The sequence below is a fragment of the Ottowia beijingensis genome (assembly GCF_042680925.1).
Taxonomy (GTDB): Bacteria; Pseudomonadota; Gammaproteobacteria; order Burkholderiales; family Burkholderiaceae_C; genus Ottowia; species Ottowia beijingensis.
Window position 1 is genome coordinate 775,778 of sequence record NZ_JBHUEP010000005.1, and the last position, 26,675, is coordinate 802,452.

Consider the following 26,675-nt stretch of genomic DNA (forward strand, 5'->3'; position numbering starts at 1 on the left):
CAATAGCGAAGGAAGAAGAAACGCCGCAAGCGCGAGCGCATTGCGGCGTGTAGAGAAATCTTTTTGAGTTTGTGGCGCGGAAACTGCGATCAGAACTTCGGCGGTGTCTCAGGCGGCGTGTAGGGCACGGTTCCATCTCCATAGAACCGCTTGCGCGTGGCCTCGGCCACGCGGTTGCACAACTCGTCACCCAGCTTGGCGCGATCGAGCTTGCACTGTTGGCGAAGCTCCTTGAGCCGTTCAGGGTTGGTCGCAAGTTCCTCAACCGTCGGCACGGCCACCGACGTCGGTGTCTCGGACTGGCCGCAAGCGGCCAGCACCACGGTCAGCAGGAACGATGTGATCTTGTTCATGGCTCACTGTCCTCCGAAATATGAGGTTGAGGCGGGGGCCTGGTCCTGGCGCCGCTGGGCGATTCGATGGAATGCACGCGTTCAATGAATCGCGCCAGGGTTCTCGATGGCTCGCCGGCTGGGCGCAGCAGGTAGGTGGTCAGCACAGGCGAACGGCCTTCGAGGGGACGGGCGACCACGCCAGGCTCGCGGCTGGCCGCAATGTGTGCTGCCCCGGTCAGGCCCAAGGCAAAGCCGGCCGAAACCAGTGCCATCATCAGGTCGCAGGATGCCACTCGCTCGGCAATCAGCGGCTCCGTCTCCGCCCGTCGCAACACCCGCTCGATCTGCTTTGCATGGCCCTCGCACACCTGCGGATCACACAGCACCAGCGGATGACGCAGGACTTCGTCCAAGGGGATGCGCTTGTATTTGAGCAGCGTATGCCGAGCCGGCACGGCCACCATCAGCGAATCGCTCCACACCGGCTCGGCGACAAGCGCTTCACCCACTTCATCCGATTGGGCGAATCCTACGTCGTACAAGTCCTCCTGCAAGCCCTTGATCTGCTGCGACAGCGGAACCTCGAACAAGCGAATCTCTATCTCGGGCTCCTCCTGGCGGCACAACGCCAGCAGGGTTGGCAGGCGCGACGGTGTAATGCCATCGGACAGCGCGATGCGTATTTGGGCGTGAAAGCCGTTGGCCGCAGCCTTCACGCTGTCCCGCGCCTGCTGCAAGGCGGCGAAGACACGTGGCACATGCTCCAGAAACAACTTGCCCGCACGGGTCAGTCGGGTGCTGCGCGTGGTACGCGCGAACAGTCGCGCGCCCAATTCGTCTTCCAGCTCCTTGATGGTTCGTGATAGCGGAGACTGCTCTATGTGCAACCGCTCGGCCGCGCGAGCGAAGTGGAGTTCTTCTGCGACTGCGAGAAAACAACGAAGATGACGTAGCTCCATTCTCTTTATCTCATCACGCTGCATTGCCAGCCGAAGTCGCGCCCCCGCCAGAGAGGCTGACTGTTGCCTCCTTACGAAATACTATTTTTCGTGTGCGCCTTCTCGGCGCCTGCTGTGTGACGATGGCTTTCTAAAGTGATTCTCGAACCACTTTGCGACTCCTTCGGATACGCGAAAGAGTGCGAGAAAGGCGATCACGACAACAGCAACGAAGATGATGTCCTGCAATACCGAGGGCATCGACATCTCCAAGCATACAAATCAAAAACCATATCCGAGCTGCGGATGGCTCGCCGTAAATTCGACGTAAATTCCTGCCCGGCGTCCTCGTCCGAGGATCGGTCCACGCCCTTGCAGTGCGGCGTGTCTTCATCGTGCTTGGAAGGCTCAATGCCTCCTCAAAGTTTACGCAGAATTTATGTGCGAACCCTTTCCCTGAATGGAGAATTTACGGGCCTCTATCGAATACTTGAGTCTGGCTATTTCGCCATTGATTTGCGAAGCAAAACATGCCTCTCAAGAATATTCACCCGACCGCCAAGGTCGTCGCCGTCGCTGGGCTGTTGCTGGGAATGGCGAGCAGCGCGCAAGCGCAGGTTTCAGGCAACGCCACATTGACGTCGGACTACGTTTGGCGCGGGTCCTCTCAAACGCGCGAAGACCCCGCCATCCAGGCGGGGGTCAAGTACGCCCATGAGTCGGGGCTGTATGCCTCCGTATGGGGCTCGAACGTCAAGTTCAAGCCAGACAACGGCGCACGCAGCGAGTTCGACCTTGCCGTGGGATGGAGCGGAAAGATCGCCACGGATTGGGCGCTGGATGTCTATCTCCTGCGCTACCAGTACCCCTCGGCGAATACCAACCTGAACTGGAACGAGATCAACGCGAGCATCACGTGGCGCGACAACTACTGGTTGGCGGTGGGCCACTCGAACAATGCGATGGCCACGGACACGACCGGCACGTATGCGCTGCTCGGCGCCCGCTATCCGATCAACGACCAGTGGCGCATCGAAGGCAGCGTGGCCCGCTACGTCCTCGATAGCGCCTATGCCGACAGCTACACGCACGGCGCGCTCGGTGTCGTTTGGACATTCAAGGCGCCGTTCGAGGCCCGGCTCACGCTGCATGGCTCCGATTCGGCGGCCAAGCGACTGTTTCCCGGCATGGCCGGCTCGCGCGCCGAGTTCGCCATCCAGGCTTCTTTCTGACCGGGGGCGTGATGGCCACAAGCCCCCCAAGCAACACGTTGATGGAGTCCGATCATGACTGAGTTTCTTCTCGTATTTGCCCTGGCGATCGGTCTCGGATGGCCGCTCGGTCGCTACCTGGCCGCGGTGATGCGCGGCGCCCCGATGCGCGGCGACAGGCTGTTTCTGTGGCTGGAGCGGCCCCTGTATGCGCTGATCGGCACCAATCCCGAGCGCGGCATGAGCTGGCGCGGGTACGCCGGCGCGTTCCTGCTGAGCAACCTGGTGCTGGCGGTCATCGTGTGGCTGATCCTGATGACCCAGGCGTGGCTACCGCTCAACCCCAACGGCGCGCTCAACATGAGCTGGGACCTGGCGCTGCACACGATGGTGTCCTTCTTGACTAACACCAACCAGCAGCACTACTCCGGGCAGGCCCAACTCTCGTACCTGGCCCACATGACGGGCATCGTGACCTTGCAGGTCATCACGCCCATGATGGGATTGGCGCTGGTCGTAGCGACGCTGCGCGGGTTCTTCGGTGGACGCAATGCGCAAGAGCGCAAGAGCGATGGACAGGAACAGGCCCCGGTGGATGTCGGTAACTATTGGGCCGATGTGATCCGTCCCACGCTGCGCTTCATGCTGCCGCTGTGCCTGCTGTGGTCGGTGCTGCTGACCAGCCAGGGGGTGCCGGCCACGCTGGAGGGTGGCCCCGTGGTCGCTCCCGTGGATGCGACGGTAGAAATGAAGGAGCAGAAGATCCCGCTGGGTCCGGTGTCGCCGATGGTCGCCATCAAGCAGCTCGGCACCAATGGCGGTGGCTGGTACGGCCCCAACAGCTCGGTGCCGCTGGAGAACCCCACGCCGCTATCGAATCTGCTTGAAACCTTGGCACTTATTCTGGTCCCAGTCGCGGTAGTGTTCATGATCGGTGGACTGACCGGACGGCGTAAGTTCGCCGGGTTGGTGTTCGGCACGATGTTGACCATGTCCGTCGTGTCGGCGGGATTCGCCATCTGGTCGGAAGGATTCTCCTCGACCTCGCAGGACATCGCGTTGATGGAAGGCAAGGAAGTCCGCTTCGGCGCCGAGCCTTCCGCACTGTGGGCCGCATTGACGACGCAGACATCCAATGGCTCGGTCAACGCCATGCACGACTCGCTGGCACCGCTGACCGGCCTGGTCACGATCAGCGACATGCTGATCAACGCCATTTGGGGCGGCATCGGTAGCGGCTTGCAGCAGTTCCTGACCTATCTCCTGCTGGGCGTGTTCCTGGCCGGCCTGATGACGGGGCGCACGCCGGAACTTTTCGGGCGCAAGATCGAAGCGCCCGAGGTTCGCCTGCTCGCAGTACTCGTGCTGCTGCAACCGCTGATCCTGCTAGGCCTGACCGCCATCACGCTGGCCGTGCCGAGCCTGACGGGGAACTCGAATCCCGGCTTCCATGCCATCAGCCAGGTCTTCTACGAATACACGTCGTCCTTCGCCAACAACGGTTCGGGCTTCGAGGGGTTGGGTGATGCCAGCGTCTGGTGGAACGTCACTGCCAGCTTCGTGCTCGCCGCGGGTCGCTATCCGGCCCTCATCATTCCGCTGGTGATCGCGGCCATGCTCGCGCGCAAGCGCCAAGCACCGGAAAGCGCGGGAAGCCTGCACATCGAAACCCCCACTTTTGCGCTCACGCTGATCGCGGTGATCGCCATCCTGACACTGCTTCAGTTCATGCCCGTGCTGGTGCTCGGCCCCGTGGCCGATCACCTGAGCCTGGTCGCGCGTTGAGGAAAACACCATGAACCATACAACCTCGAAAGAACACGCGGGCCGCCGCTCGCGCCTGGATGAGCGCGGCTTCGCGCCTGCCGTGGTCAACGCCTTCATCAAGCTGGCGCCGCAGCACATCATCAAGAACCCCGTGATGGCCGTGGTCTGGCTCGGCACGCTGGTTACGGCGGTCGCCACCCTCGCGGGTTGGGCGCAACCCGGCTTCGGCTGGGCCGTGACCGCGATCCTGCTGATTACCGTGCTGTTCGGCAACTTCGCCGAAGCGGTGGCCGAGTCCCGCGGACGCGGACAGGCGGCGTCGCTGCGCCGAGCCCGCAAGGATTTGATGGCCCGGCGGCTGGACGCCGCCGGCGGCGAGAAGACGGTGCCGGCCGCCGAGCTGCGCCCCGGCGATCATGTCGTGATCGAAGAAGGCCAGTTGGTGCCTGCCGACGGCGAGATCGTCGAAGGTCTGGCGACGATCAACGAGGCCGCCGTGACCGGCGAGTCAGCGCCTGTGCTGCGCGAGGCCGGCACCGACCGTTCCGGCGTGATCGGCGGCACCAAGGTGCTGTCCGACCGCATCGTGGTGCGCGTCACCGCCGAGCCGGGCAACAGCTTCCTCGACCGCATGATCGCGCTGGTGGAAGGCTCCAACCGGCAGAAGACGCCCAACGAAATCGCCCTGGGCATCCTGCTCGGCGTGATGACGCTGACCTTCCTGATCGTCGTCGTGACGCTGCCCTTCATCGGTGGCTTCGTCGGCGTGAACGTCAACGTCGTGCTGCTGGTCGCCCTGCTGGTGTGCCTGATCCCAACCACCATCGGCGGGTTGCTGCCGGCCATCGGCATTGCCGGCATGAACCGCGCGCTACAGGCCAACGTGCTGGCCAAGTCGGGCAAGGCCGTGGAGGTCGCAGGCGACGTGGACGTGCTGCTGCTGGACAAGACCGGCACTATTACCCACGGCGATCGGCAGGCCACTGCGTTCCACGCGCTGGCCGGGGTGGACGCTGCGCAACTGCGTCAGGCGGCGCTGCTGGCCTCGCTGGCGGATCCGACGCCGGAAGGCAAGTCCATCGTCAAGCTGGCACGCGGCAAGAACGAGAAGCTCGATGAACCCGAAGGCGCGCATTTCGTGCCGTTCTCCGCGCAATCGCGCATGTCGGGCGTGGACCTGCCTGGCGAGCGCGTCATCCGCAAGGGTGCGATGGACGCGATCGCGCGGCATGTGCAGATGCTGGGCGGCGTCATCCCCGCAGAACTCGAAGCGCGTGTCGCGGATGTGGCTCGCAAGGGTGCCACGCCGCTCGTGGTCAGCGATGGCCGGCACGTGTTGGGCGTCATCGAACTGTCCGACGTGATCAAGCACGGCATCAAGGAGAGGTTCGCCCGCCTGCGCGAGATGGGCGTCAAGACCGTGATGATTACGGGCGACAACCCGCTCACGGCGGCGAACATCGCGGCCGAGGCCGGTGTCGATGACTACATCGCCGAGGCGCGCCCGGAAGACAAGCTCGCGCGTATCCGTGCCGAACAGACTGGCGGTCGCCTGGTGGCGATGGTGGGCGACGGCACCAACGATGCGCCGGCGCTGGCCCAAGCCGACGTGGGCCTGGCGATGAACTCGGGCACGCAGGCGGCCAAAGAGGCCGGCAACATGGTCGATCTCGACTCCGATCCGGCCAAGTTGCTCGCCGTGGTGGAGATCGGTAAGCAGCAGCTCATCACGCGCGGCGCGCTGACTACCTTCTCGCTTGCCAACGACGTGTCCAAGTATTTCGCCATCCTGCCGGCGCTGTTCGCCGCAACGATCCCGCAGATGGCGGCGCTCAATGTCATGAACCTGTCGAGCCCGAACAGCGCCGTGCTGTCGGCGCTGATCTTCAACGCCATCATCATCCCGCTGCTGATTCCGCTGGCCCTGCGTGGCGTGCGCTTCAAGCCCGCGAGCGCGACGCAACTGCTGCGCAACAACATGCTGGTCTATGGCGTTGGTGGCGTCCTGCTGCCCTTCATCGCGATCAAGGTGATCGACGTTGCGATCTCCGCCATGTTCTCTCTCTGAGGATTCGATCATGTCTCATAACGCAATTACCACTCTCCGCACACCGGGTAATGTGTCCCCGACCATCTCCGACAAGGGCCTGCTCCGCGGCTCCATCGGCCTGGCGATCATTTCGCTGGTCGGTTTCGGTCTGCTGTATCCGCTGGCCGGAGTCGGGCTCGGCCAGGCGCTGTTCCCGAGCACGGCCAATGGCAGCCTGATCGAGCGCGATGGCAAGGTCCTCGGCTCCTCATTGGTGGCGCAGCCGTTCTCGGACGATCGCTACTTCCAGTCGCGCCCCTCCGCGGCCAACTACGATGTGATGGCGGTGGCTGGGAGCAACCAGGCCCGTACCAATCCAGACTTGCGCAAGCGTGTCGATGAGACGCGAGCTGCCCTGGCGCAAAGGTATGGTGTCGAACCTTCCGCCATACCCAGCGATCTGGTCACTCAATCCGGCGGCGGCATCGACCCGCACATCAGTTCGCAAGCCGCCGCCATCCAGATTGATCGCGTGGCACATGCGCGCGGTGTTTCACGCGATGTCATCGAAGGCTTGGTGTCCCAGCATACGGAGGGAAAGCAACTCGGTTTGCTGGGCCAGCCTCGCGTGAATGTGTTGGAGTTGAATCTGGCGCTGGATGCGGTCGCCAAGACGCCTGTGGCCAAGCAATGACTGCACTGAGTCGCTATGTTCAGACCGAAGACCTGCTGCTCGGCTTGGAGGTCGCTGACAAGCGGCAATTGTTCCAGACCATTGGCCTGCATACTGAACGCATCGGCAATTTGCCTGCGGATGCCGTCGCCTCCGCTCTGATGCGACGAGAAATGGCAGGATCGACGGCGTTGGGTCTAGGCGTTGCCATTCCCCATGCCAGGGTAAGCGGTCTGAATCATATTCGCGCTCTGTACGTGCGTCTCGTGCCAGGACTGGACTTCGATGCCCCGGACGCGGCGCTCGTATCCGACGCCCTGGTGCTGCTGGTTCCCAGTCCGGCAAATCAGGAGCATCTTGAGCTTTTGGCTCATGCGGCCTCGCTGTTCTCGGATCGAGCATTTCGAGGGGCCTTGCAAGCCTGCAAGAAACCTATTGAAATCAAAGCATTATTTGATGGATGGACGCCGGAGGCACTTGCGCGATGTGATCCATCACGGATCGGAAACGCAAGGTAAGACGATATGCAGGCAATGACAACACGTTGAGGATTGGGTCTGTCATGGGAACCGAACATGCGGGACAGGCCGACGCCCTATTGGGTGAACTCCGGCGCCAGACGGCGGGACGCCTGACGGTGTTCCTGGGCGCTGCCCCTGGCGTCGGCAAGACCTACGCCATGCTGGCACGCGCACGCGAACTCCACCGCCAGGGGGTGGATGTCGTCATTGGTATCGTCGAGACGCATGGTCGCAGCGAGACGCAGACGATGGTCGAGGGATTGCCGTTGCTGCCTCGCAAGAAGGTGGATTACCAAGGGCGGCAACTGGAGGAAATGGATCTGGATGGGCTGCTGGCACGCAAGCCGGCCATCGCCCTGGTCGATGAACTGGCCCATCGCAACGCCCCCGGAAGCCGCCATGAGCGACGCTGGCAGGACGTGGAGGAATTGCTCAACGCTGGTATCGACGTTTACACCACGGTCAATATCCAGCATCTGGAAAGCCTGAACGACGTGGTGCATCAGATCACCGGCGTTCGGGTGAGCGAGACCGTCCCAGACGCCGTCTTCGAGCGCCTGCGCGATATCCGCCTGGTCGATCTGCCCGCACGCGAACTGATCGAACGCCTGAACCAAGGCAAGGTGTACCTGCCCGAGCAGGCCGCCCAGGCGCTGCAAGCGTTCTTCTCTCCGTCGAATCTCACCGCGCTGCGCGAACTGGCGATGCAGACCGTGGCTGAGCACGTCGATGCTGACTTGCGCGAGACACGCGCTGCGCGCGGCCTGGAGGGCATTTCCATCCAGCGCCATGTGCTGATCGCCATTGACGGCCGGGGGCAGTCGGAATACCTCGTGAGAGCGGGCGCCCGAATTGCCGAGCGCCGGGGCGCTCCCTGGTCGGTGGTCACGGTGGAGACCGGGCGCTCGGCCGATGCCGCCTTGCACACTGACGACCTTGACCGGACGGCCCCCACGCTCAACATGGTTGCGCGTGCGGAGCAGGAGCGCTTGACCGAGATCGACAAGGCATTCGCGCTGGCGCGCAACCTGGGGGGCGAGACGGAAGTGCTACACAACACCGACGTCACCCAGGCACTGCTCGATGCCGCCGAGGCGCGCGGCGCACGATCCATCGTGATCGGCCGCTCGCGCGAGCGCCCCATCGCCCGCATCTTCAATCGCACGCTGACGCAGCAACTGTTGCAGCGCGGCGCACGCTACGAGCTGACGATCGTCAGCACGCCGCAGGCCCGGCAGCGGGCGATGCAGTTGCCAGGTCTTGCTGGCGGTGGCCTGACGAAGCGGGAGGCCTTGCTGATCCTGCTGGCCAGCGTCGGCGCCGTCGGCGCGGCGGCCTTGGCCGAGCGCACGCTGGGCTTGCAGGATCTGTCCCTGATCTTTCTCGTGGCGGTCATGCTGGTCGCCTCACGGACCCGCATGCTCTCGGCCGTCATTACTGCCGGGCTGTGTTTCTTGGCATACAACTTTTTCTTCATCGAACCGCGCTACACCTTCCTGATCAGTGCTCATCGTGGTGTGGCCACCGTGTTGCTGTTCTTGGCGGCGGCTCTGATTGCCGGGCGACTAGCTTCGCAACTGCGCATGCAAGTCGTGGCGTTGCGAGCGGCGAACACGCACGCGACGGCCATGCAGAACCTGGGACGCCATCTCGCCAAGGCAGCCGATCTCGGGCAGGTCATCGCAGCAGGCTCATCGGTTCTGCAATCGACCTTGCACGCCGAGGCGTGGATACGCATCAACGGCGAGTTCGGGCCGTCTATGGCCGCAAGCCATCTGACCGAGAAGGACCTGATGGCGGCCGACTGGACGCAGCAGCACGGGCAGGCGAGTGGGCGCTACACGGACACCCTGACCCATTCGTCCTGGTTGTTTCTGCCGGTGCGCTCGGACAAAAACACGCTGGGCGTGGCCGGCTTGAGGTTCCCGTCGGGCATGGGGCGTCTTTCGTTCGAGCAGCGCCGCCTGGCGGAAAGCATGGTGGAGGACATTGGCCAGGCCGCCCAGCGCACGCGGCTGGTGTCGGAACTGGAGGAAGCGCGCGTCACCGGAGAAACGGAGCGCCTGCGGTCTGCGCTGCTGTCGTCGGTGTCGCACGACCTGCGTTCGCCCCTGTCGTCGATGATCGGAGCGGCGGACAGCCTGGCTCGCTACGGCAAGGATATGGGGCCGGAAGATCAGCAAAGCCTGCTGGAGACCATCCATGTGGAAGGCGAGCGCCTGGATCGGTACATCCAGAACCTGCTCGACATGACCCGGCTCGGGCAGCAGGGACTGACGCTGACACGCGACTGGATCGGCATCGACGAACTGGTGGGCTCGGCGTCGCGGCGCCTGCAACGGTACGAGCCCGATGTCCGCATCGAACACGACATTCCACCGGATCTGCCTCCGATCCATGTCCACCCCGCGCTCATCGAGCAGGCTTTGTTCAACGTCATGGAGAACGCGGCGAAGTTCTCCCCTCCGGGGGTGCCTCTCAAGGTGCAGATTCGACGGACAGAGGACGATCAAGTGCAGATCGACATCTCGGATCGCGGGCCGGGCATTCCAGAGGAAGAACGACGGCGTATCTTCGATATGTTCTACAGCGTCGAACGTGGCGACCGAGGCAAGCAGGGAACCGGCCTGGGGTTGACGATCGTCCAAGGTATCGTAGGTGCCCACATGGGTAGCGTCGAGGCGCTGCCTGGCCCGGAAGGCCAAGGAACCACCATCCGCCTGACCCTGCCTTGGGGCGGATACGCGAATCAGGAGACGAAAGAGCATGATGGGACTTCCCAATGAATCGACTCCGGGTGCGTCGTCCGCCCGGATTCTTGTCGTCGATGACGAACCCCAGATCCGCAAGTTCATCGACATCAGCTTGCGGTCGCAGGGCTACGCGACCCTGCTGGCGGGAACAGGCCGGGAGGGCCTGACGCTGCTGGCCAGCAAAGGGGCCGACCTCGTCGTCCTGGACCTGGGGTTGCCGGATATGGACGGGAAGGACGTGCTCAAGGAACTGCGGCAATGGTCGCGCGTGCCCGTCATCGTGCTGACGGTACGCTCCGGCGAGGACGAAAAGGTGGCCCTGCTGGACGCAGGGGCCAACGACTACGTGACCAAGCCGTTCGGTGTCGAGGAACTGATGGCACGCATTCGCGCATTCCTGCGCACGGTGGCGACAGGAACGGAAGATGGCCCGATCTACGACGACGGGATGCTCCGAATCGACCTGGCGCAACGGGAAGTGGCCGTTCATGGAGAAGCCGTCACGCTGAGCCGCAAGGAGTTCTCTCTGCTGGCCTTGCTGGTCAGGCAACCGGGACGGCTGGTGACGCAGGCACAGATACTGCGGGAGATGTGGGGGCCGACGCACGAGGAAGATACCCACTACCTGCGCATTCTCGTGGGCAAGTTGCGCCACAAGCTGGGGGACGATGCCTCCGCTCCTCGCTACATCGTCACCGAACCTGGGGTCGGGTTGAGATTCGTCTCGAAGGAACAACAGCCGGCCTGACTCGTTCGCCGGGGATGTCCAAAGTGGCGTTGCGGGTGCGGCTCACCCCAGGGCCGGTCCACGCTGCCGTCCGATCTCCCAGGACACACCGCCGCCGCGCACCGTCGCGGCGAGCTGCTGCCCAAGCCGCTGTTCGATGATGGGCTTCCACGGCACGAGGCTGAACCCTTTGCCGTCATCGAGCATCGCATAGCGCTCGCTGGCGAGCATGACCGAGCGCCGGTAGATACCGGCCACACGCTGCCCATCCGTGACTGGGCGATGCTCCAGGCCGGTCTCGGCGGCAATGTCCCTCGCTGCTTGCGTCAGTTCCCGATTGTGCAGGGTCGCCAGCAGATTGCGGGCGAGGATCACACGCTGCCCGCGCCGCTCGGCCAGCCCCTGTTCGGCCAGGAAGTCGGCGCGCTGTTGCAGGGCGTTCTTCACCTCGCCGCCAAAGCCCAGGTCGCCCAGCCCCTTGCCGCCGCCGATCAACTGCTGATCCAGCCAGGTCGCGCCGACGACGCGGGCCTGCCGCTCGATGGGCAGGTGCGATTTCAGCTCCACCGCCACGCCGCCCAGCCGCTGCGCGTCGTACTGGCGGCCACGCTCGGCCAGGTCGTCCGGCACCTTCCATAGCCCGTCGGCTACACGCTCCACGATGCCGGCCCGGCGCAGGGCTTCCAGCCGGCGGACGTGGGCCGCGACGACCTCCTGCGGGTCGCGGCCGGGCTTGGCCCGGCCTTGCTCGATCGCCAGGTGATGATCGGTGCGGTACAGGCCATCGCTCGCCAGTGTGGCGATGTTCTTGTCGGCCGCCCGCACCTCGGCGGAACCGCGTACCTCCACCAGCGCGCCGGCGGGATAGTTCGCCAGCTCGTCGCGGGTGTTCAACGCGACGTAGTGGGCCTTGCCATCCACGCCGTCGATGACCAGATAGCCGCGGTCGTACAGCTCGTCGGCCAGCCCCTTGCCGGCCACGCGGCCGACGATGGTGCGGCCGCTTCCATCTGCATTCTGGCCCGGCTCGAACACCGCCAGCTCGCGCGGCTGGCCGCTCATGGCCCGCTGCATGGTGCGGATGATGTCGCCGCGCTCGCCCAGGGCGCGCAAGGTCTTCTCCGCGTCCGCATGGACGGCCCAAGTGCCGGGCTGCGTCTCGTCGGCCAGGCCCAGGCGCTGCAAGCGTTGCAGGCGGCCGATCAGCAGCAGGCGCTGGCGTTGCAGCCGGGGTTCGTTGAAGCGTTCGATCTGCACCCGGCCATCCTCGCCGGCCTCGCGCTGCAATGTGCGGTCGAGGCTTGTCCACCGCTCCTGTTCCACCTCGCGCTGCAAGGTCTGCTGGATCTCCAGCTCGGTGCGCGGGCCGAGCCACTCGGTCGCCAGCTCGGCGGCCCGATGGCGGAAGCCGTCGGCGATGTAGTCGCCAGCGATGATGAGGTCTTTGCCGGTATCGTCGCGCCCGCGCACGATCAGGTGGGTGTGCGGGTTGTCGGTGTTCCAGTGATCGACCGCGACCCAATCCAGCCGCGTGCCCAGGTCGGCTTCCATCCGGTTCACCAGATGCCGGGTGTAGGCGCGCAGGTCTTCCAGCTCGGCGCCGTCCTCGGGCGAGAGGATGAAGCGGAAATGGTGCCGGTCATCGGCGCAGCGTTCCTTGAAGGTGTCGAGGTCGGCGGCATCGGTCTGCGGCCCGTAGGCTTGGCCCGGCTCGCCATCGCGGCCCACGCCATCGCGCTCGATGTAGCGCAGGTGCTTGGCGAGCGACTGCGGGCTGACCTGGCGCTGGTTGACCAGCAGGGTCTTGATGGTCACGCGCCGCGACATGGGCGTCAGCTTCGCCCCGGCGAAGCGCGCCGCCGTGTGGCCGCGCCCCAGACGCGAGCCGGGCCGCTGGCCAGTGCCCCTCCCGGTGCCCCCAGCCGTCCCAGGACGGCGCACCGAGGACTTGCCGCTGCTGGCCTTGCCTGCCTGCTGGAGCACCTTGGAAACGAAGCCCTGGCCTCGGTTCTTCGGGGCATTGGGGCGGATGCGGAAATCGTCGTCGCGGCGGTCGGTCATGGCTGCGCTCCCTGCAAGCTCTGGCGCGCCCGGTCGTGCGAAGCACGCGGATATGCCTGCATTGGCGCGGGCCTCGCGCCCCACACGGCACGGTGGCGAAGCCGCTCCGTGCCGCGCCACCCCCATGTGCAGACAGGCTTTCGACGCGGCCCGGTGCCGCGTCCTTTTGTCTTGCCTTCCGCTTTTGCCCTTCGCTGGCGCTCCGGGCAGCGGCGGCCCGGCGGCGCTGCGCGAGCAGCCAGCGCGCCGGCGAACGCGCGAACAAGCGCGATGAGGGCCGCAGGCCGGGCGCGTTCGAGGCAAGACGCCTGCACATGGGACGGCTGCGCCGGAGGCAGCGTGAAGTGCGGTAAGAATGCACCCGCACTGCACGCGCGACGACACGCCGACGAACAGCAGAACGTCACGCCCGATGGCACGACAAGATGCACGGCAACGTGCAGCGAGTCGGCGGCCATCATGGGCGTGACTCCAGCCAGACCGGATGCGCCACGCCGATCACGGCGGATGCGCTGACTGGGCCGAAATAGCGGCTGTCGAACGACGCCGGATTGGTCACACTCAAGAGGAACAGTTCGCCGGGTTCAAGGCGGCGGCATTGCTGCCAGGATGGCAGCGGCCGGCGCCAGCGGTCAGCGGGCAGCACGGCGGCCGAAGGCACGCTGTCGATGCGGACAACGCGGCCAGTGATGCACACCTCCTGCGGCGCGACGGCGCCCACACGCTTGAGCAGCGGCACGCGCGCCGGCAGGTAGCCGCGCTGCGCAGCCAGCGCGGCGGCATCTGGCGGCAGCGTGGTCAGGACGATGCTGCCTACGGACAAAGGACGTGGCAGCGAGCCGGTGCCGTGCTCCTGTGGATCGACGCGATACCAGCCTACCGCCACGCTGTCGGACGGGTTGTAGATCAGACGCGGCATCGGATGCACGAAGGACGCCCAGGCCAGCGCCGCGAGGCCACAGGCGGACAGACCCGCCAGTACGAGGCGGGCGCGCAGGCGCGAGCGAGGACGCGGCGCGGTGCCGGCAGTCGAAACAGCGGTCATGGCATCGCCCTCACGGTCAGCCAGGCGGCGTGCCGTTCGGCCGTGTATTCGGGCAGAGACAAGCGCGCAGCGAGCCGGTTGGCGAGCGTGCGCCAGTACGCGGGCGAGACAGCGGCGGGTGCGATGCCCAGCACCTCGATGGCGTCGATGCGCTCCAGCACGGCGCGCACCTGGTTCTCGCCCTCGGCGTGCAGCAGCAGGCGCGCGCCCGGCTGGACGCCGGGGATGCGCTGCGCCGCGTCCAGCGGCGTGCATGCCTGCATCACCATGAGCTGCCAGCGCACGGTGCCGTAGTCGTTGGCCTGCCAGCGGATGCGGCAGAACATGGCGCCCGGCAGGAACACGGCGCAGCGCCGCCAGCGGTCGAGCTGGTGCGTGCGCGCAGGTTCGCCGAAGCGCAAGTAGAGCTTGAAGCGTGGTTCGATGTAGGCCAGCGCCACGCGCGTCAGCGGCGCGCTGGCCGGCCGGCCGGAAGGTGCTGCGAGCGCAGCCGTGGCCGCGATGGCAACAGGCGCGAGGGCAGACGAAGCGGATGCAGTCATGGCGTGTTCTCCCTGCGGTGTTCTGGAAACTCGCGCTCCAGCAGGCCGCGCAGCAGATCGGCCACGGTCACGCCTTGCGTGAAGGCCGACACCTTGATGCGCGCCCGCATGGCGGGCGTGATGTCGAGGGTCAGGCGAGCCGTGTAGAGGTCGCCCTTGCCCAGCGCATCGGCGTCGCCTTGGCGAATCCACGCCTCGGCGTGCGGATTCGCGGGCGGACGCGCGCCGATGCCGACGCGCTTGGCCGTGCGTTTGCTGTTCGGTGGCGGCTTCGTTGTCATGCCGGCCACCACAGCAGTTCGTCCACCAGCGCGGTGATTTCGCGCGCGGCGGCGCTGTCCGGCGCCGTCTCGCGTGCAAGCCGGCCAGCGGCAACGCTGTCGGCGAACACGATGCGCTGATGCACTTCCGCGTGCAGCGCAGGAAGCGGCTGGTCGGCCAGCGCCTGGCGCGCTTCGCGCCCGATCACGGTGGTACTGACGCGCCGATTGATGACGAAGGCCGCGCGCAGCGCAGGCCGGAACACCTGCGCCTCGCGGATCAGCGCCACCATCTCGGCGCTGGCCCACAGGTCGTAGGGGCTGGGCTGCACGGGGATCAGCACGTGCTCAGCCGCCAGCAGCGCGGAGCGCGCCAAGGCGGCGATGCGCGGCGGGCCGTCGATGACGACGTGATCGGCCCGTCTGGCGAGTTCTGGTGCTTCCTGATGCAGCGTTTCGCGCGCGAGGCCCACGGCGCTGAACAGCCGTGGCAAGCCTTGCTGGCTTCTGCGCTGCGTCCAGTCCAGCGATGAACCCTGCGGGTCGGCGTCCAGCAGGACGACGTGCTGGCCGCGCATCGCAAGCTCCCCGGCGATGTGCGTGGCGAGCGTGGTCTTGCCCACGCCGCCTTTTTGATTGAGCAGAGCGACGATCATGGCACGGCCCCCCATGCTGGAAAGCCGGACTTTTGCTGCTGCGCTTGGAGCCGAGTGATGGTTGTCCACCGCAGCGGCGTTTCTCTACTAAAAGTTAGAGAAATTAAGTTAGGGAAGTTAGAGCGCGCGCAAACCCAATGCTGGCGCGGATTTGCGGCCGATCGGCACGCCTGATAGCACGATAGGCCCACGCCTGATAGCACGATACCCCGCACGCCTGATAGCACGACGCCATCCACAGGCTTTCCCGGAGTTATTCCCGTGCCGTATGCGGCACGGGCCGGAAGGTCAGCAGCTCCATGCCGTTGTCCGGCATCCGCTCGATGCCCAGGACGTAGCCGGGCAGCGACTGCCGCGCTACAAGCGCGCGCAGGTCGCAGGCGAAGTCGTAGGGCTTCGCGGTACTGCCCGATTTCCGGTGCAGGTAGCGAAAGTCGAACTGCCAGCCGTATGCCTGCTTGCCGCCGTGCTTGCGCACTAAGCGGTACAGCCACCGCTCGATGCCGCCCGTGAGCCGGAAATACGCCGGGTCGATGGTCAGCACTAGGGCGGCGTCGAGCACGCCCGCATAGAACCAGTCCGGCAGGATCAGCTCGATGCCCAGCGGCGTGCCATTGGCATCGGCCAGTTCCTTCCATTCGTTGATCCACGAGAAACGGTGCAGGCGCCGTCCGGTCGTCTCGCGGATGGACGTGGCCACCGTGGTCGATTGCAGCCGGTCGAGTGCGGCCTTGAGCCGCTGGTAGTCGCGCAGCGACTTGCCGCGCCCGATGAAGCGCAGGATCTCGTAGGGCGTCGCGCGCATCAGCCGCGACGGGCGCAAGCCTGCGTCCTTCGCCTCCACGATCTGCGAGGCCGCCCATATCAGCACGTCCGCATCCCAAATCGTGGCGATGCCGTGCTCCTGCGTGCCTTCCACGCGGATCGTCACGTTGCCCGCACGGAAGTCGATGGGCTTGACCCGCTTGGACTTGCCGAGCGAGAAGAACGGATAGGCCATCAAGTCCTGGCTGTCGCGCGGCGCCATGCAGCCAGGCAAGGCGTGGAACAAGTCGAGCTGTTCGCGCTCCTGCGACGGTTTGGACACGGCGGAGGCCACCCGCGCGCCGCCGATCAGCGCGCACGGCTGTCGGCCGAGTGGTGCTCGGCGTATTCGGGATCGGAAGTCGTCTCGAAACTGCGGTCGGCGGCCCAGGCATCGAGGTCGGCCACGGCGTACATGACGCGCCGCCCGAACTTGCGAAAGCGCGGGCCGCCGCCAATTACGCGCTGCTTTTCCAGCGTGCGCGGCGACAGGCGCAGGTATTCGGCGGCTTCGTCGTTGGTGAGATAGCGTTGGGGCTGCGCGGCAGTGGTCGAGACAGTGGCGGCAGGCCGCAAGGGAGCGGGACGCATGGTGTGAACCTCCATCGGTTGAAAGCGCCCGGCCACACAGCGCGACCGGATGGAGGCAGTCTCAAGAAGCGAGGGGTTTCCGATCAGGGTCGTTTTGCGTCCGCATCAAAACGACCCTTCTCAAGCGGCGGAAGCCGTGCTAGGCGGCGATAGCCGCCGCGCATCAGCGCATCGCCGCGCCGCACCAGGCGGCGCACCTTCGAGCGCAGGCCGCCGTCGCTGTACCAGTCGGCCACGGCGTCGGCACCGAACAGTCCTTCGCCCACATCGCGCAAGGACGCACCCGCGAGGGTCGCGTCGAGCGCCTGCAAGGTGTGCAGTTCCAGCAGCGCGGAAGGTGTTGGCCTGGGCGTGGTGGCAGCGAAGGTCGCCCCGCGTGCATGACCGCGCACAGGGGCGGCAGTGCCGCTCCGTTGGGCATAGGCCACGGCCATGCCGTCTTCCAGGCCGGGCGCCAGCGCAAAGCGCAGGCAATGGCCTGGGCTGCGCGCGATCAGCGCCAGCTTCTTGCCGTCGTGGAACAGTTGCTTGTGGCCGGGGATGCGCCAGAACGCGAAGGCGGTGGCATCCTGCGGCGGATCAGCGTCGGGGTAGAGCTGCACCACGGCAGCATGACCAGGCAGCCAAGCTGGATGCGCGTCACGCGCATCCAGTGCCGGGTCTTCCAGCAGACGCAAACCCCAGCGATGCGCTGCATCAGGCCGGCGATGACGGCGTAGCCAGTCGAGCCGGTAGTCGGGATGCCTGCGCAGGTACTCCCAAGCGAGCGCGAGCGCATCCAGCCAAAAGACATACAGGTATGCGGCAGTGGGATACCAATGCGCGAGGTGATGAGGATTGACCATGACGCCTCCTCCTGCGAACAGGACTCGCCGCCACGGAAGAACTACGCGCTACATCGCCCTCGTCGGAACGTCATGGGTTAAAAAGGCGGATGGGGCTGTCAAGACCGATTGGCTCCGATGTGTTGCGGTATTCGTCTCAATGCTGCGGCGGCAGCGCCACGACCGGGGACACTGCACAAGCCAGCCTGCCGCAATCCGCGCCAAGCATCCTGTCTATTTGGGTCAGACTGGTGGGGCTACGCCGCAAGAATCTCGATTGAGACTTACCCGGTATGACACCAGACTGAAAAAGTCACAGTAGGCCGTATTCAGTCCGGGATCGCTCCGTCGCGCTCGGCCAGCCGGGTGTACTCCGACAGCGTGCGGGTGGGGCGGAAATAGAGGTCGCGCATCACGGGCTGCCGGCGCGGCCCGACGATGCCGGCCAGCTCGGACAGCTTGACGGTTCCTTGCGCCGGCATTCCGATTCCCAGGTCGATGAGGCCCCAGGCGGTGTCGCCATCGGCGGGATCGAGTGCGGCCAGCAGCCAGGTCACATGCGCGTCCGGCGTGAACAGCCGCACCACGGGCACCGGGTCGATGGCCCGGCCAGCGGCGCGGGCCTCGCCGTTGGCGAGCAGTTGCGCGCGTTCCGGGGCGGTGGTGAGCGGCTGCGGCATGGTCGGCAATCCCACAAATCCAATGGTGCACGAACGCGGTTCCACGTCGAAGCGCAGAACCGCGAAACCGGATTTGCGCCTTCGTGCGCAAGCACGGATGCGGTTCCGTGGCTCTACAGGAACCCGCCGATACGGATTTCCGTAAAAGCACAGGCATTGAATGAACACTATAGATTGTAGCTCTATAGGATGCAATGGGGTGTCATCTTGGTATTTGTGGGGAACCCAAGGTGGCAACAACTTACTCGCTGGCGAAGGCATTGAAGACGGTCAGGAAGGCGCGCGGCTTGAGCCAGGAAGCGTTCTCTGACGTGTCTAGCCGCACCTACATGAGTACCCTGGAGCGCGACCTGAAAAGCCCGACCTTGCACAAGCTGGCCGAACTGTGCGAAGTGATGAAGATCCACCCGCTCACGTTGCTGACCTTGGCGTACTCCGGCGACAGCGAACAGAAAGCCGATCACCTTTTAATGTTAGTTCGACAGGAACTCAAAGAATTGGCTGTGGATGATTCCGGCCAAAGATAGGTTTCTTCAAGGGACTTAAAAACAAACTCCGCACACCATGCCTAAGACTCAACTAAAAAAGCTAACAATCGAGAAATTCCGCGCATTGAACGATGTGGCGGTTGAGTTCGGCGATTACATCACTGTTGTTTGCGGGAAAAATGGCACATCAAAGTCCTCGATACTGGGCATAGCTGCGCAAATTTTTAGCTTTGAAAAAGATTACGTCAAGGATGAGTCCCTTGCATTCCGGCAGATTGCAGGAGGGATGTTCAAGTCTCAATACAGTGACCATTTCAGGATATCCGAAAAGTTTGATGTCCCCGGCTCCATGTCCGTGAACATTGATTTGCTTGATGGATATACAAATCAGGCTGCGACCGCCAAACTTGAGCTGATGAAAAGAGGGAAGTCACCCAGGCCTGTGGTTAGGAATAATAGTACAGCGGCCGGAAGCAGCAACACGAGCAGGAATTTTACTCATCCGGTGATTTTTCTTAGCTTGAAGCGTCTTTACCCTATCGCGGCCAGAGACTACAAGCTAGGCGACTTTGATTATCTAGAGCAACACAAGAAAGATTTCATTGCGCTAACGAACGAACTTCTCAATCGCAACGCATCGCTTGCAACAGGGACTGATGGAACAATCAGTTCTGCGGTGGCGCACGGGGAGAACTACGACCAAGACTCTGTTTCGGCGGGTGAGGACAATGCAGGCCAGATCATATTGGCCTTGATGTCTTTCAGAAAGCTGAAGGAAGATTATGCTGACTATAAAGGCGGTTTGCTTTTAATCGACGAGGCTGATGCTGGGCTATTTCCGACTGCACAAGTAAATCTACTGAAGATGCTTGATCGCGAGTGCAAGAACTTGGATCTTCAAGTTGTCATGACTTCGCATTCGCCAGTTCTGATTGAGTATGCATATGAGCAAAGTCGCCAGTTCAGAAGAAAGTACAAGACCATTTATTTGAGCAACACCTATGGCAATGTCCAGGTGATGCAAGACTGGTCATGGGCGCAGATTAGTGCAGACATCAACACAAAGACCATCGATACATCGTCTGGAGTTTCACTGCCTCGCATCAATATCTATTTCGAAGATAAAGAGGCTGAAGACTTTTTTGCAACTTTGCTGTACAGGCAGCCAATAAAGAAGTTCACAAACCCGATGTCGGAAGTGTCACTCGGATGCTCCAACTATCTTCAGTTGATCCAGAAGAAAATCCCTGAGTTCTCGGAAAGAAGCATCGTCTGTCTGGATGCAGATCAAGGCTCTCAAGTTACAGGGAAGAGCTATAAGACAGTGACTCTCTTGCCCGGGCATCTCCCGCCTGACCAACTTGTATTCGAGCACTTGTACAATCTCCCTGCCGCACATCCATTTTGGAAAAATGACTTGCAGTTCACAAGAGATGTTTTCACCAATGCAGCTCGCGAGGTTTTGAACGAGTTTTCAATCAACGGGGATTCTGTTGAGGTGAAGGAGCGGGTGGCTGCATACACTGGAACCAAGAAGCCGAGAGAGGTTTTTAAGCGTTTTTATAAGAGTGTCGAATTTCAGAAATTGCTCACCTCTGGAGCCAAGCCCTACAATCCTTGGAAGCATTGGGCAGATAACAATCCAGTGCTTATTAACGAATTCTTGGAAAATTTCAAGACGGCTGTTCACGGTGTGATGAGCATAGGGTATGCTGTGGACGTCACCAAGTTGGCCGCCTTGGAAGTTAAGCCAAGAAAGGTATAACGATGTTCTCAAACAGACTGTATAGCCCTCTGCGCTACCCTGGCGGGAAGGCGCCATTTGCTCCATTCATTGCAAAAATAATGGAAACGAATGGTGTCACGGGAGGGCATTACTTGGAGCCATACGCTGGCGGGGCAGGCGTTGCACTTGATCTACTCTTTCATGGGCACGCAAGTCATATCCATATCAACGATGCTGATCCTGCCGTATACGCTTTTTGGGTTGCTGTAACAAAGCATTCAACTGAGCTTCTTGATTTACTCGAATCCACCCCTATTACCATTGAAGAATGGTTTAGATGGCGAACCATTTTGCGCGAAGATTGCGTTGCCAGCCTAGTCGAGAAAGGATTTGCGACTTTATTCATGAATCGGACGAATCGATCTGGAATTCTCAAGGCAGGCGTCATTGGCGGAAAGAGTCAGAACGGGAACTACAAGCTGGATGCTAGATTTAAGAAGGACGTTGTTGCTTCACGCATTCGTGAAATCGCCCGGCGACAGAGTGACATATCGGTGTATCGTGAAGATTCATTGCGCCTTCTGAATCGCTGCTCGGATTTTCTGCCAAAACAATCTCTGATATACCTCGACCCCCCATACTACGTTAAGGGAAAGGGGTTGTATCGAAATTACTACGAGCATGATGACCACGCGGCCATTGCCAAAGTCATTCAACAGAAGAAGTTCAAATGGCCTTGGGTTGTTTCTTATGACAACGCGGAAGAAATTTGTGCCATGTATCGCATGAGCCAATCGTTGAGCTATGGTCTGAACTACACCGCACAAAGACGATATGTTGGTAATGAGGTAATGTTCTTCAGTCAGAACTTGACAGTGCCTGATGAAGCCATTTCTCAAACTAGGGCCGTGAGCTAAAAACGCCCCGCCGCAATGGGCGGGGCGCTGCGGCGGTCACGCCGCTTGGGGCTTGCTGCGCGACCAGATCAGGTCGTGCGTGCCGTCCTCGCCTTCAATCAGGCGGGCATAGACCGGAGCCGGGAACGAAGGGTCATCGAGGGTCACGGACAGGTAGTCCCGCCCGGCCTCGCTGGTCTTCTTCCACGCCGCGCCGATATCGTGGCTGGCGGCCTGAACGCGGAAGTCCGGGGCTTTCTCGCTGTCCCCCTTGTCGTTGGGAACCAGCTTGACCTTGACGTTGAGCGTCAGGGTGCGAAGCGTGCCGGTGAAGCCGTCTTTGTCTGCGGTGAAGGTGCCGATGTTGGCCATGATGATTTCTCCTTTCGGTTGAACAAGGTTCGCGCCCATCGCGTCCTTGTTGTGATCCGGCCGGCGGGGGACGGGCTGGCTGCACCGCTTGCGGTCGAAACGCAGTGGAGAGCCGGGAGGCGAAAAGAATTTGCTGCGCGAGGAAGCCGCGCAGCGGCGGGGAAATTGTTTTCGCCGGACGGTTGCAGCCATGAAGCCCGAGGCGCAGCCGCGCCCCCGCCAGGATTCATAACGAGACAAGGACGCCTTGGGCCGAACCGCTCCGAAAGGAGATGGGGCCAACTCGGCATCCCCGCCCGAAGGCTTCTCCGGCTCGCCCGCTGACGCGGGCCAGGTCAGCCCCGCAACGACAGGCGAGAACGCCTCCGCCACATCTTGCGGTGCCGGTCTTGAGGCGTGGCGTGGAAGTTCCATAGCGATGCCGGGCGGGTTGTCCGTGAACCGTCCATCGTGACGTGATGGGCAGGAACCGCCAGCGTTGAGGACGGCACGCACCTGCACAACCTGCCGCAGCAAGCGCCAGCGTGGTCGCCAGCGCTCCGTTCATCGCGGCGGGGCGCTGGCCGGGCCGATCCGGCGCAGCCGGTTTGGCCGCATCGAGAGGCGCCAAGCTGCGCGCGGCGGGGATAGCCCGCAGGGCTTTCCCTTGGAGGCAAGCGCAGCGCCGCAGGCGCGAAGGCGTGAGGGATTGAAGCCGAATGGCCGTGACAGCGAAGTCGGCACGGGGCGCAGCCCGAAAGCCCGGCGGCGCAGTGCGCCGACACGCCCAGGCAGTTCCAGATTTCCAAACAGGAAACGCGGACATGCCTCTGATGAAATGGGCGCGGCCTACGCTGCGGGGTATGCACGCGGCAAGCCGAAAACTGCTGGTGATTCCTGCGCACCGCGGGCGCTTCGGCTTGCAGGTCCATGCGGGCCTGGTATTGCCGGGCGGGAAGCCCGGTCACGTCAACGCCGCCGCCTGAACTGTGGTGATGGCGACGGCGTTCCGATTCGGCTGTGCGCTTGGAACACCGGGCGCGGCCACTGCCGCGCCCGGATTTTGCGTCCACCGCGTCCAGGTCGGAACGGCCTGGACGCGGTGCTGAACGCGATTATTACTTCGTCTCGATGAGCCACCACACGGCACGCGGCAAGGCGTGGCCCGTGATGGGATGAATGTCGGTGAGGTCGGCGCAAGCCGACCAGCCCGAGGGCGGGCGGTAGCCGCGCACGTCGCCTGCGCCGTGCCAGCGGCGGGCGCGTGCCTTGCCGGGGGCGTAGATCGCCGCCATGCGCGGGCGGCTGTTGGTGATGTGGGTCATGGGGCCTCTCCTTCCAGCGAAGCGCCCCGGTCGAGGCCGGGGCGCTTGCCTTCGGCGCGGGTCAAGCGGCCAGCGCCTCGGCGGGTTCATCCGCCCTTGCTTCGGCATCCTCCGGTGCGTCCTGCTCCGGGCCTGCCTCCTGCGCGCTTTCCCGTACTGCCTGCTGCGGGCCTTCGGCCTTGAAGATGGCGGGCATCCAGCCCGTACCATCGGCCAGCCGCTCGGCTTCGCTGGCAATGTCGGCCTTCTTGCGTTTCGCCAGTCGGGTGACGGATTCCGGTGCAAATGCGCCCACGGCATCCAGAATCACGGCCTTGGAAACGTGCTTGAAGTAGCCTTCTGCGGTCGGCTTCCACCATGCGGCCATGTCGAGGCCCACGGCCTGCGCCAGTTCCTCGCCGGGCTGGTATGGCGTGGCGCGGGGCGTTACCACGTCCACCGTGGAAGCCACGCACACGGCCAGCAGCCGCACCAGTTCGTCTTGCGACTTCGCCAGCAGCGCGGCGAACAGTTCGGCGCTGTCCTGCGGCAAGGCTTCGCCCGCCAACTCTTGCAGTTCGCGCAGCGCCACGGCGGCGGGCGATTCCGGCCAGTCCGGGGCCCTGCCTTCTAGCCGGTCTTGCGCCGTGAGGCGCACGCCCAGCGGCAGGCCGTCGCCGTAGGCGTCGGGTTGCAAGACGCTCTGCACCATGCCATGCACCAGCGCGGCCAGCGCGACGTGCGGATGCCGCGCGACTTCGATTTGCAGCGCCGCCGTGCGGTGGGCGCTCAACCGCTGCGCCAGCCGGTCGGACAGGCTCGCGGCCTTGGGCGCGTCGTCGGCGTCCTCGTGCTCGTCGTTGGCGGCTTCGCCTTCGGCACTGCCGAAACCGCGCCGCAGCTTTTCCAGCGTGCGCAGCGCCTTGGCCTCGGCTTCGCGCAGCAGGCCGCGATGAATGACGGCCTCGCCGTTGCGGTCGATGGTGACGATGGCACCGGCCACCTCGCGCACCTCGGGGGCGTAGCCTTGCAAGGCGTCCTCCGCGTCTTGCAGTTCCCCGACCACCTGATCGCGCCGCTGTTCCAGCTTCTCGGCCTTGGCCTCGTCCTCGCTGCTTTCACCTTGGTAGGCCTCTTCCAGTTCGGCGTCGATCTTTTCGAGGCGGGTTTCCAGCGAGGCGATGCGGCGGGCCTCGCGGGTGGTCGGCTCGCGGCGGTGGCGCGGGGCGTTTTGGAACGCCTGCCGTTCCTCATAGGCCAGATGCGGCACGGCCTCCACCCATGCCCAGCCCTCGGCGCGCACGTCCTCGGTCAGCGTTGCCAGCTTGTCGCGCACCAGCGTTTCCAGCACTGCGGTATCGGTGAGGTAGGTTCCGGCATCGCCTTCGGCGAACAGGTCGCGGCGGACGCCGCCGCCTGCCTGCCGGTAGGTGTCCAGCCCGACGAAGCGCACCAGCGCGTGCGTGGCGTCGATTTCACGCTCGGTCAGGCGCTCGCGCAGCTTGGACGGGCTGCGCTGCCATTCCGGCGCACCATAGAACGCGGCTTCCTGCGCGGCGTGGTCATCGGTGATGGTCAAGGCCATCAACTGTTCCAGCGTCACGCCACCGGCCCGGTAGTCGGCCATCAGGCGCGGCGAGACGTTCGCCAGCTTCAAGCGGCGCTGCACCACCAGCGGGGACACGCCGAAGTCGGCGGCAATGTCTTCGACGGGCCGGCCTTCCTTGACCAGCGCGGCGAAGGCCGCGAACTGGTCGGCGGGGTGCATGTTCTCGCGCTGCACGTTCTCCGCGAGGCTGACGGTACGGGCGGAAGCATCGGCCACCAGCAGGCACGGCACTTCGTAGTCGGCGGGGATGCGCTTCTTCTTCGCCAGCAGCTTCAAGGCGGTCAGGCGGCGGTCGCCTGCGACGACTTCGTATTGCTCGCCATCGGCGGCGAGGATGACAATCAGGTTTTGCAGCAGGCCGATGCGGGCAATGCTCGCGGCCAGTTCGGGGATGGACAGGCGCGGCATCTTGCGGGCGTTGCGCTTGGAGCGGCGCGGCAGCAACTGCGAGAGCGGAACCAGAATCAGGTTCTTGGACGGGTCGGCCATTTCCAGCGGGGCGGCGGCTTCGATGGCGACGGCTTCGGTTTTGAGTACGGCGTTCATGGTGATAACTCCTTGCGGTTAGGGATGCAGCAGCGAGAGAAGCGGCAAGGGCTGCTGCCTGCCCCTGCCGCGTGGGGATTCAGGCTTTCAACTGGCGCAGGCCATCGGCCAGCAGCCACAGGGCGCGATTGAGGCGCACGCTTTGGTCGATGCCCTGCACGGGCCGGGTGGTCTGGCGGCGGCCATTCGCGGCGCGGGCGGACAGGCCGCCTTTGGTCAAGTTCTCCTGCGTGCGGTTGAACACGCTCCACAGGTCGCGGCGGTCGTCGTCGTGGCGGCGCGGCATCAGGATTTGCGATTCCGTGATGGGCGCGGGCTTGTCCTCGTCGTACTTCAACGCCAGCGCAGCGCGGGCGAACACTTCCGATTCCCCGGCGTCCAGCGTGATGGCGCGCATGGCATCGCGGGATTCATGCGCCCGGTCGAAGCCGTGCAGGACTTCGTAAGCGCCTTCGATCACATGCGCCGCCACGTCGCCCTTGTGCGGCACGCGCACGTCGGCCACGGTGTCGCCGCAGACAAGGCCATTGCTGCAAACGAAGCGGAACATCCCGGCCAGCATCTGATAGCTGCTGGTGCCGTCATGGGAGTTCAGCAGGATGATTTCGTTGGCCTCGCGGCCGTTGATCTGGCTGGAGTGGCGCAGCCGGATCATGTGCTTGGTGTAGTCGCGGCGGTCGTCGTTGCGCACGCGGGTTTGCGTCACCATGAAAGGCTCGAAGCCTTCCCCGCGCAGTTCTTGCAGCACGGTCGCGGTGGGGATGTAGCTGTACCGCTCGGAGCGGCTTTCGTGCGGCGCGTCCGCGAAGATGGACGGGGCCACGGCCCGGATTTGGTCGTCGGACAAGGGACGTTCCGAACGCAGCACCGGGGAACGGGAAGCGAAGCGGGATGCGAGTTGCATGGCATTTCTCCTGACAAAGAAAAAAGGGTTTGCTGTTCACCGCACACCGGATTCCTAGATTCGGAAGCCCAGCCTTTCGGCTGTTCGGTGCGGTCGGCACGAGGAACCCGGTTGGCCCTGTTGCCACCGTCTTTCCTGAGTTCATCGCCCGCGACGGTCAGGAGCGCGCGGACGGGGGTCGTCAAGGAGGCAAGCGCAGGGTTGGTGCGGCCCGCAGCGAAGCGAGGACACGGCCCTGCGCGCCTTGACGGCACACGGCCGCGGGCTACAGTCGCGGACAAGGTGATGGAGTCAGGGAAGACGGCTGGACAAGGCAACGGCCTTCCCCACACGCCGACCGCACGGCAAGCGAAGCGCGCAGGCCCGGATCTAGCCCGGATATTTCACCGTAGTAGAGCCACAAACGAGTACGGCATTGCCCTTGTGTGCCCGAA

Annotated in this window: 26 protein-coding genes; 11 read left to right on the forward strand and 15 right to left on the reverse strand. The window is 63.9% G+C overall.

Annotated features, from left to right (window positions below):
* Positions 1-89: 89 nt before the first annotated feature.
* On the reverse strand, positions 90-353 hold the full coding sequence (locus tag ACFSCU_RS06990) for an EexN family lipoprotein (RefSeq protein WP_180551030.1): 264 nt from the start codon (positions 351-353) through the stop codon (positions 90-92).
* Positions 350-1,294: a LysR family transcriptional regulator gene (locus ACFSCU_RS06995; RefSeq protein WP_180551834.1), complete on the reverse strand. Its 945-nt coding sequence runs from the start codon at positions 1,292-1,294 to the stop codon at positions 350-352. Before ACFSCU_RS06995 ends, ACFSCU_RS06990 begins: the two co-directional genes overlap by 4 nt.
* A 509-nt stretch (positions 1,295-1,803) precedes the next feature.
* Here ACFSCU_RS06995 and ACFSCU_RS07000 point away from each other — a divergent pair.
* From ACFSCU_RS07000 to ACFSCU_RS07030, 7 genes are read left to right on the forward strand one after another with little or no spacing between them, the layout of a single operon-like run.
* Positions 1,804-2,505 (forward strand): TorF family putative porin, encoded by a 702-nt coding sequence (locus ACFSCU_RS07000; protein WP_180551031.1) that lies wholly within the window; start codon positions 1,804-1,806, stop codon positions 2,503-2,505.
* Between the two features lie 54 nt (positions 2,506-2,559).
* A complete protein-coding gene (kdpA, locus tag ACFSCU_RS07005) occupies positions 2,560-4,269 on the forward strand; it encodes a potassium-transporting ATPase subunit KdpA (protein ID WP_377560250.1) in 1,710 nt (569 codons plus the stop codon).
* 10 nt (positions 4,270-4,279) lie between these two features.
* Complete coding sequence (kdpB, locus tag ACFSCU_RS07010) at positions 4,280-6,319, forward strand: potassium-transporting ATPase subunit KdpB (protein ID WP_307776824.1); 2,040 nt, start codon at positions 4,280-4,282, stop codon at positions 6,317-6,319.
* A gap of 10 nt (positions 6,320-6,329) precedes the next feature.
* Positions 6,330-6,974 (forward strand): potassium-transporting ATPase subunit KdpC, encoded by a 645-nt coding sequence (gene kdpC / locus ACFSCU_RS07015; protein WP_180551032.1) that lies wholly within the window; start codon positions 6,330-6,332, stop codon positions 6,972-6,974.
* Complete coding sequence (locus ACFSCU_RS07020) at positions 6,971-7,471, forward strand: PTS sugar transporter subunit IIA (protein WP_180551033.1); 501 nt, start codon at positions 6,971-6,973, stop codon at positions 7,469-7,471. Before kdpC ends, ACFSCU_RS07020 begins: the two co-directional genes overlap by 4 nt.
* Positions 7,472-7,515: 44 nt before the next feature.
* Positions 7,516-10,260: an ATP-binding protein gene (locus tag ACFSCU_RS07025; protein WP_377560251.1), complete on the forward strand. Its 2,745-nt coding sequence runs from the start codon at positions 7,516-7,518 to the stop codon at positions 10,258-10,260.
* Positions 10,241-10,975, forward strand: coding sequence for a response regulator (locus ACFSCU_RS07030; RefSeq protein ID WP_377560252.1), 735 nt, complete (start codon positions 10,241-10,243; stop codon positions 10,973-10,975). Before ACFSCU_RS07025 ends, ACFSCU_RS07030 begins: the two co-directional genes overlap by 20 nt.
* Before the next feature lie 42 nt (positions 10,976-11,017).
* Here the strand turns inward: ACFSCU_RS07030 and ACFSCU_RS07035 are convergent, their stop codons facing one another.
* From ACFSCU_RS07035 to ACFSCU_RS07075, 9 genes are all read right to left on the reverse strand, one after another.
* Positions 11,018-13,015 (reverse strand): relaxase/mobilization nuclease and DUF3363 domain-containing protein, encoded by a 1,998-nt coding sequence (locus ACFSCU_RS07035; protein ID WP_180551034.1) that lies wholly within the window; start codon positions 13,013-13,015, stop codon positions 11,018-11,020.
* A gap of 457 nt (positions 13,016-13,472) precedes the next feature.
* Entirely contained in the window at positions 13,473-14,060 is a 588-nt protein-coding gene (locus tag ACFSCU_RS07040) for a S26 family signal peptidase (protein ID WP_023087433.1), read from the reverse strand.
* The gene (locus ACFSCU_RS07045; RefSeq protein WP_180551035.1) at positions 14,057-14,602 is read right to left on the reverse strand and encodes a DUF2840 domain-containing protein; all 546 of its coding nucleotides are present in this window, start codon (positions 14,600-14,602) and stop codon (positions 14,057-14,059) included. Before ACFSCU_RS07045 ends, ACFSCU_RS07040 begins: the two co-directional genes overlap by 4 nt.
* Positions 14,599-14,883 carry a chromosome partitioning protein ParB gene (locus ACFSCU_RS07050; protein WP_066689961.1) on the reverse strand — a complete coding sequence of 95 codons (285 nt, stop codon included), beginning with the start codon at positions 14,881-14,883 and terminating at the stop codon, positions 14,599-14,601. The genes ACFSCU_RS07045 and ACFSCU_RS07050 overlap by 4 nt, the downstream gene beginning before the upstream one ends.
* Positions 14,880-15,518: a ParA family partition ATPase gene (gene parA, locus ACFSCU_RS07055; protein WP_056932621.1), complete on the reverse strand. Its 639-nt coding sequence runs from the start codon at positions 15,516-15,518 to the stop codon at positions 14,880-14,882. Before parA ends, ACFSCU_RS07050 begins: the two co-directional genes overlap by 4 nt.
* Before the next feature lie 253 nt (positions 15,519-15,771).
* The gene (locus ACFSCU_RS07060; RefSeq protein ID WP_257646183.1) at positions 15,772-16,545 is read right to left on the reverse strand and encodes a replication initiator protein A; all 774 of its coding nucleotides are present in this window, start codon (positions 16,543-16,545) and stop codon (positions 15,772-15,774) included.
* An 86-nt stretch (positions 16,546-16,631) separates the two neighbouring features.
* Positions 16,632-16,913, reverse strand: a complete 282-nt coding sequence (locus ACFSCU_RS07065) for a helix-turn-helix transcriptional regulator (protein WP_151023895.1) — start codon at positions 16,911-16,913, stop codon at positions 16,632-16,634.
* Positions 16,914-16,996: 83 nt separating this feature from the next.
* On the reverse strand, positions 16,997-17,758 hold the full coding sequence (locus ACFSCU_RS07070; protein WP_180551037.1) for a DUF2285 domain-containing protein: 762 nt from the start codon (positions 17,756-17,758) through the stop codon (positions 16,997-16,999).
* Positions 17,759-18,066: 308 nt separating this feature from the next.
* Positions 18,067-18,417: a DUF2958 domain-containing protein gene (locus tag ACFSCU_RS07075; RefSeq protein ID WP_180551038.1), complete on the reverse strand. Its 351-nt coding sequence runs from the start codon at positions 18,415-18,417 to the stop codon at positions 18,067-18,069.
* A gap of 230 nt (positions 18,418-18,647) precedes the next feature.
* Here ACFSCU_RS07075 and ACFSCU_RS07080 point away from each other — a divergent pair, with 230 nt between their 5' ends.
* Genes ACFSCU_RS07080 through ACFSCU_RS07090 form a run of 3 tightly spaced genes read left to right on the forward strand, consistent with a single transcriptional unit; the run spans position 18,648 to position 21,548 of the window.
* A complete protein-coding gene (locus ACFSCU_RS07080) occupies positions 18,648-18,944 on the forward strand; it encodes a helix-turn-helix domain-containing protein (RefSeq protein ID WP_040435230.1) in 297 nt (98 codons plus the stop codon).
* A gap of 37 nt (positions 18,945-18,981) precedes the next feature.
* Entirely contained in the window at positions 18,982-20,670 is a 1,689-nt protein-coding gene (locus ACFSCU_RS07085) for an AAA family ATPase (RefSeq protein WP_082394029.1), read from the forward strand.
* A gap of 2 nt (positions 20,671-20,672) precedes the next feature.
* On the forward strand, positions 20,673-21,548 hold the full coding sequence (locus ACFSCU_RS07090; RefSeq protein ID WP_377560255.1) for a DNA adenine methylase: 876 nt from the start codon (positions 20,673-20,675) through the stop codon (positions 21,546-21,548).
* 36 nt (positions 21,549-21,584) lie between these two features.
* Here the strand turns inward: ACFSCU_RS07090 and ACFSCU_RS07095 are convergent, their stop codons facing one another.
* Positions 21,585-21,899, reverse strand: a complete 315-nt coding sequence (locus ACFSCU_RS07095) for a DUF736 domain-containing protein (RefSeq protein ID WP_019372671.1) — start codon at positions 21,897-21,899, stop codon at positions 21,585-21,587.
* A gap of 803 nt (positions 21,900-22,702) precedes the next feature.
* On the opposite strand from ACFSCU_RS07095, the gene ACFSCU_RS07100 reads away from it, so the two are divergent.
* Positions 22,703-22,864 (forward strand): hypothetical protein, encoded by a 162-nt coding sequence (locus ACFSCU_RS07100; RefSeq protein ID WP_180551041.1) that lies wholly within the window; start codon positions 22,703-22,705, stop codon positions 22,862-22,864.
* 132 nt (positions 22,865-22,996) lie between these two features.
* Here the strand turns inward: ACFSCU_RS07100 and ACFSCU_RS07105 are convergent, their stop codons facing one another.
* From ACFSCU_RS07105 to ACFSCU_RS07115, 3 genes are all read right to left on the reverse strand, one after another.
* Positions 22,997-23,203 (reverse strand): hypothetical protein, encoded by a 207-nt coding sequence (locus ACFSCU_RS07105; RefSeq protein WP_019372672.1) that lies wholly within the window; start codon positions 23,201-23,203, stop codon positions 22,997-22,999.
* A 61-nt stretch (positions 23,204-23,264) separates the two neighbouring features.
* On the reverse strand, positions 23,265-25,337 hold the full coding sequence (locus ACFSCU_RS07110) for a ParB/RepB/Spo0J family partition protein (protein ID WP_217960704.1): 2,073 nt from the start codon (positions 25,335-25,337) through the stop codon (positions 23,265-23,267).
* Positions 25,338-25,416: 79 nt separating this feature from the next.
* Complete coding sequence (locus ACFSCU_RS07115; protein ID WP_040435350.1) at positions 25,417-26,241, reverse strand: DUF932 domain-containing protein; 825 nt, start codon at positions 26,239-26,241, stop codon at positions 25,417-25,419.
* Positions 26,242-26,675: the final 434 nt, after the last annotated feature.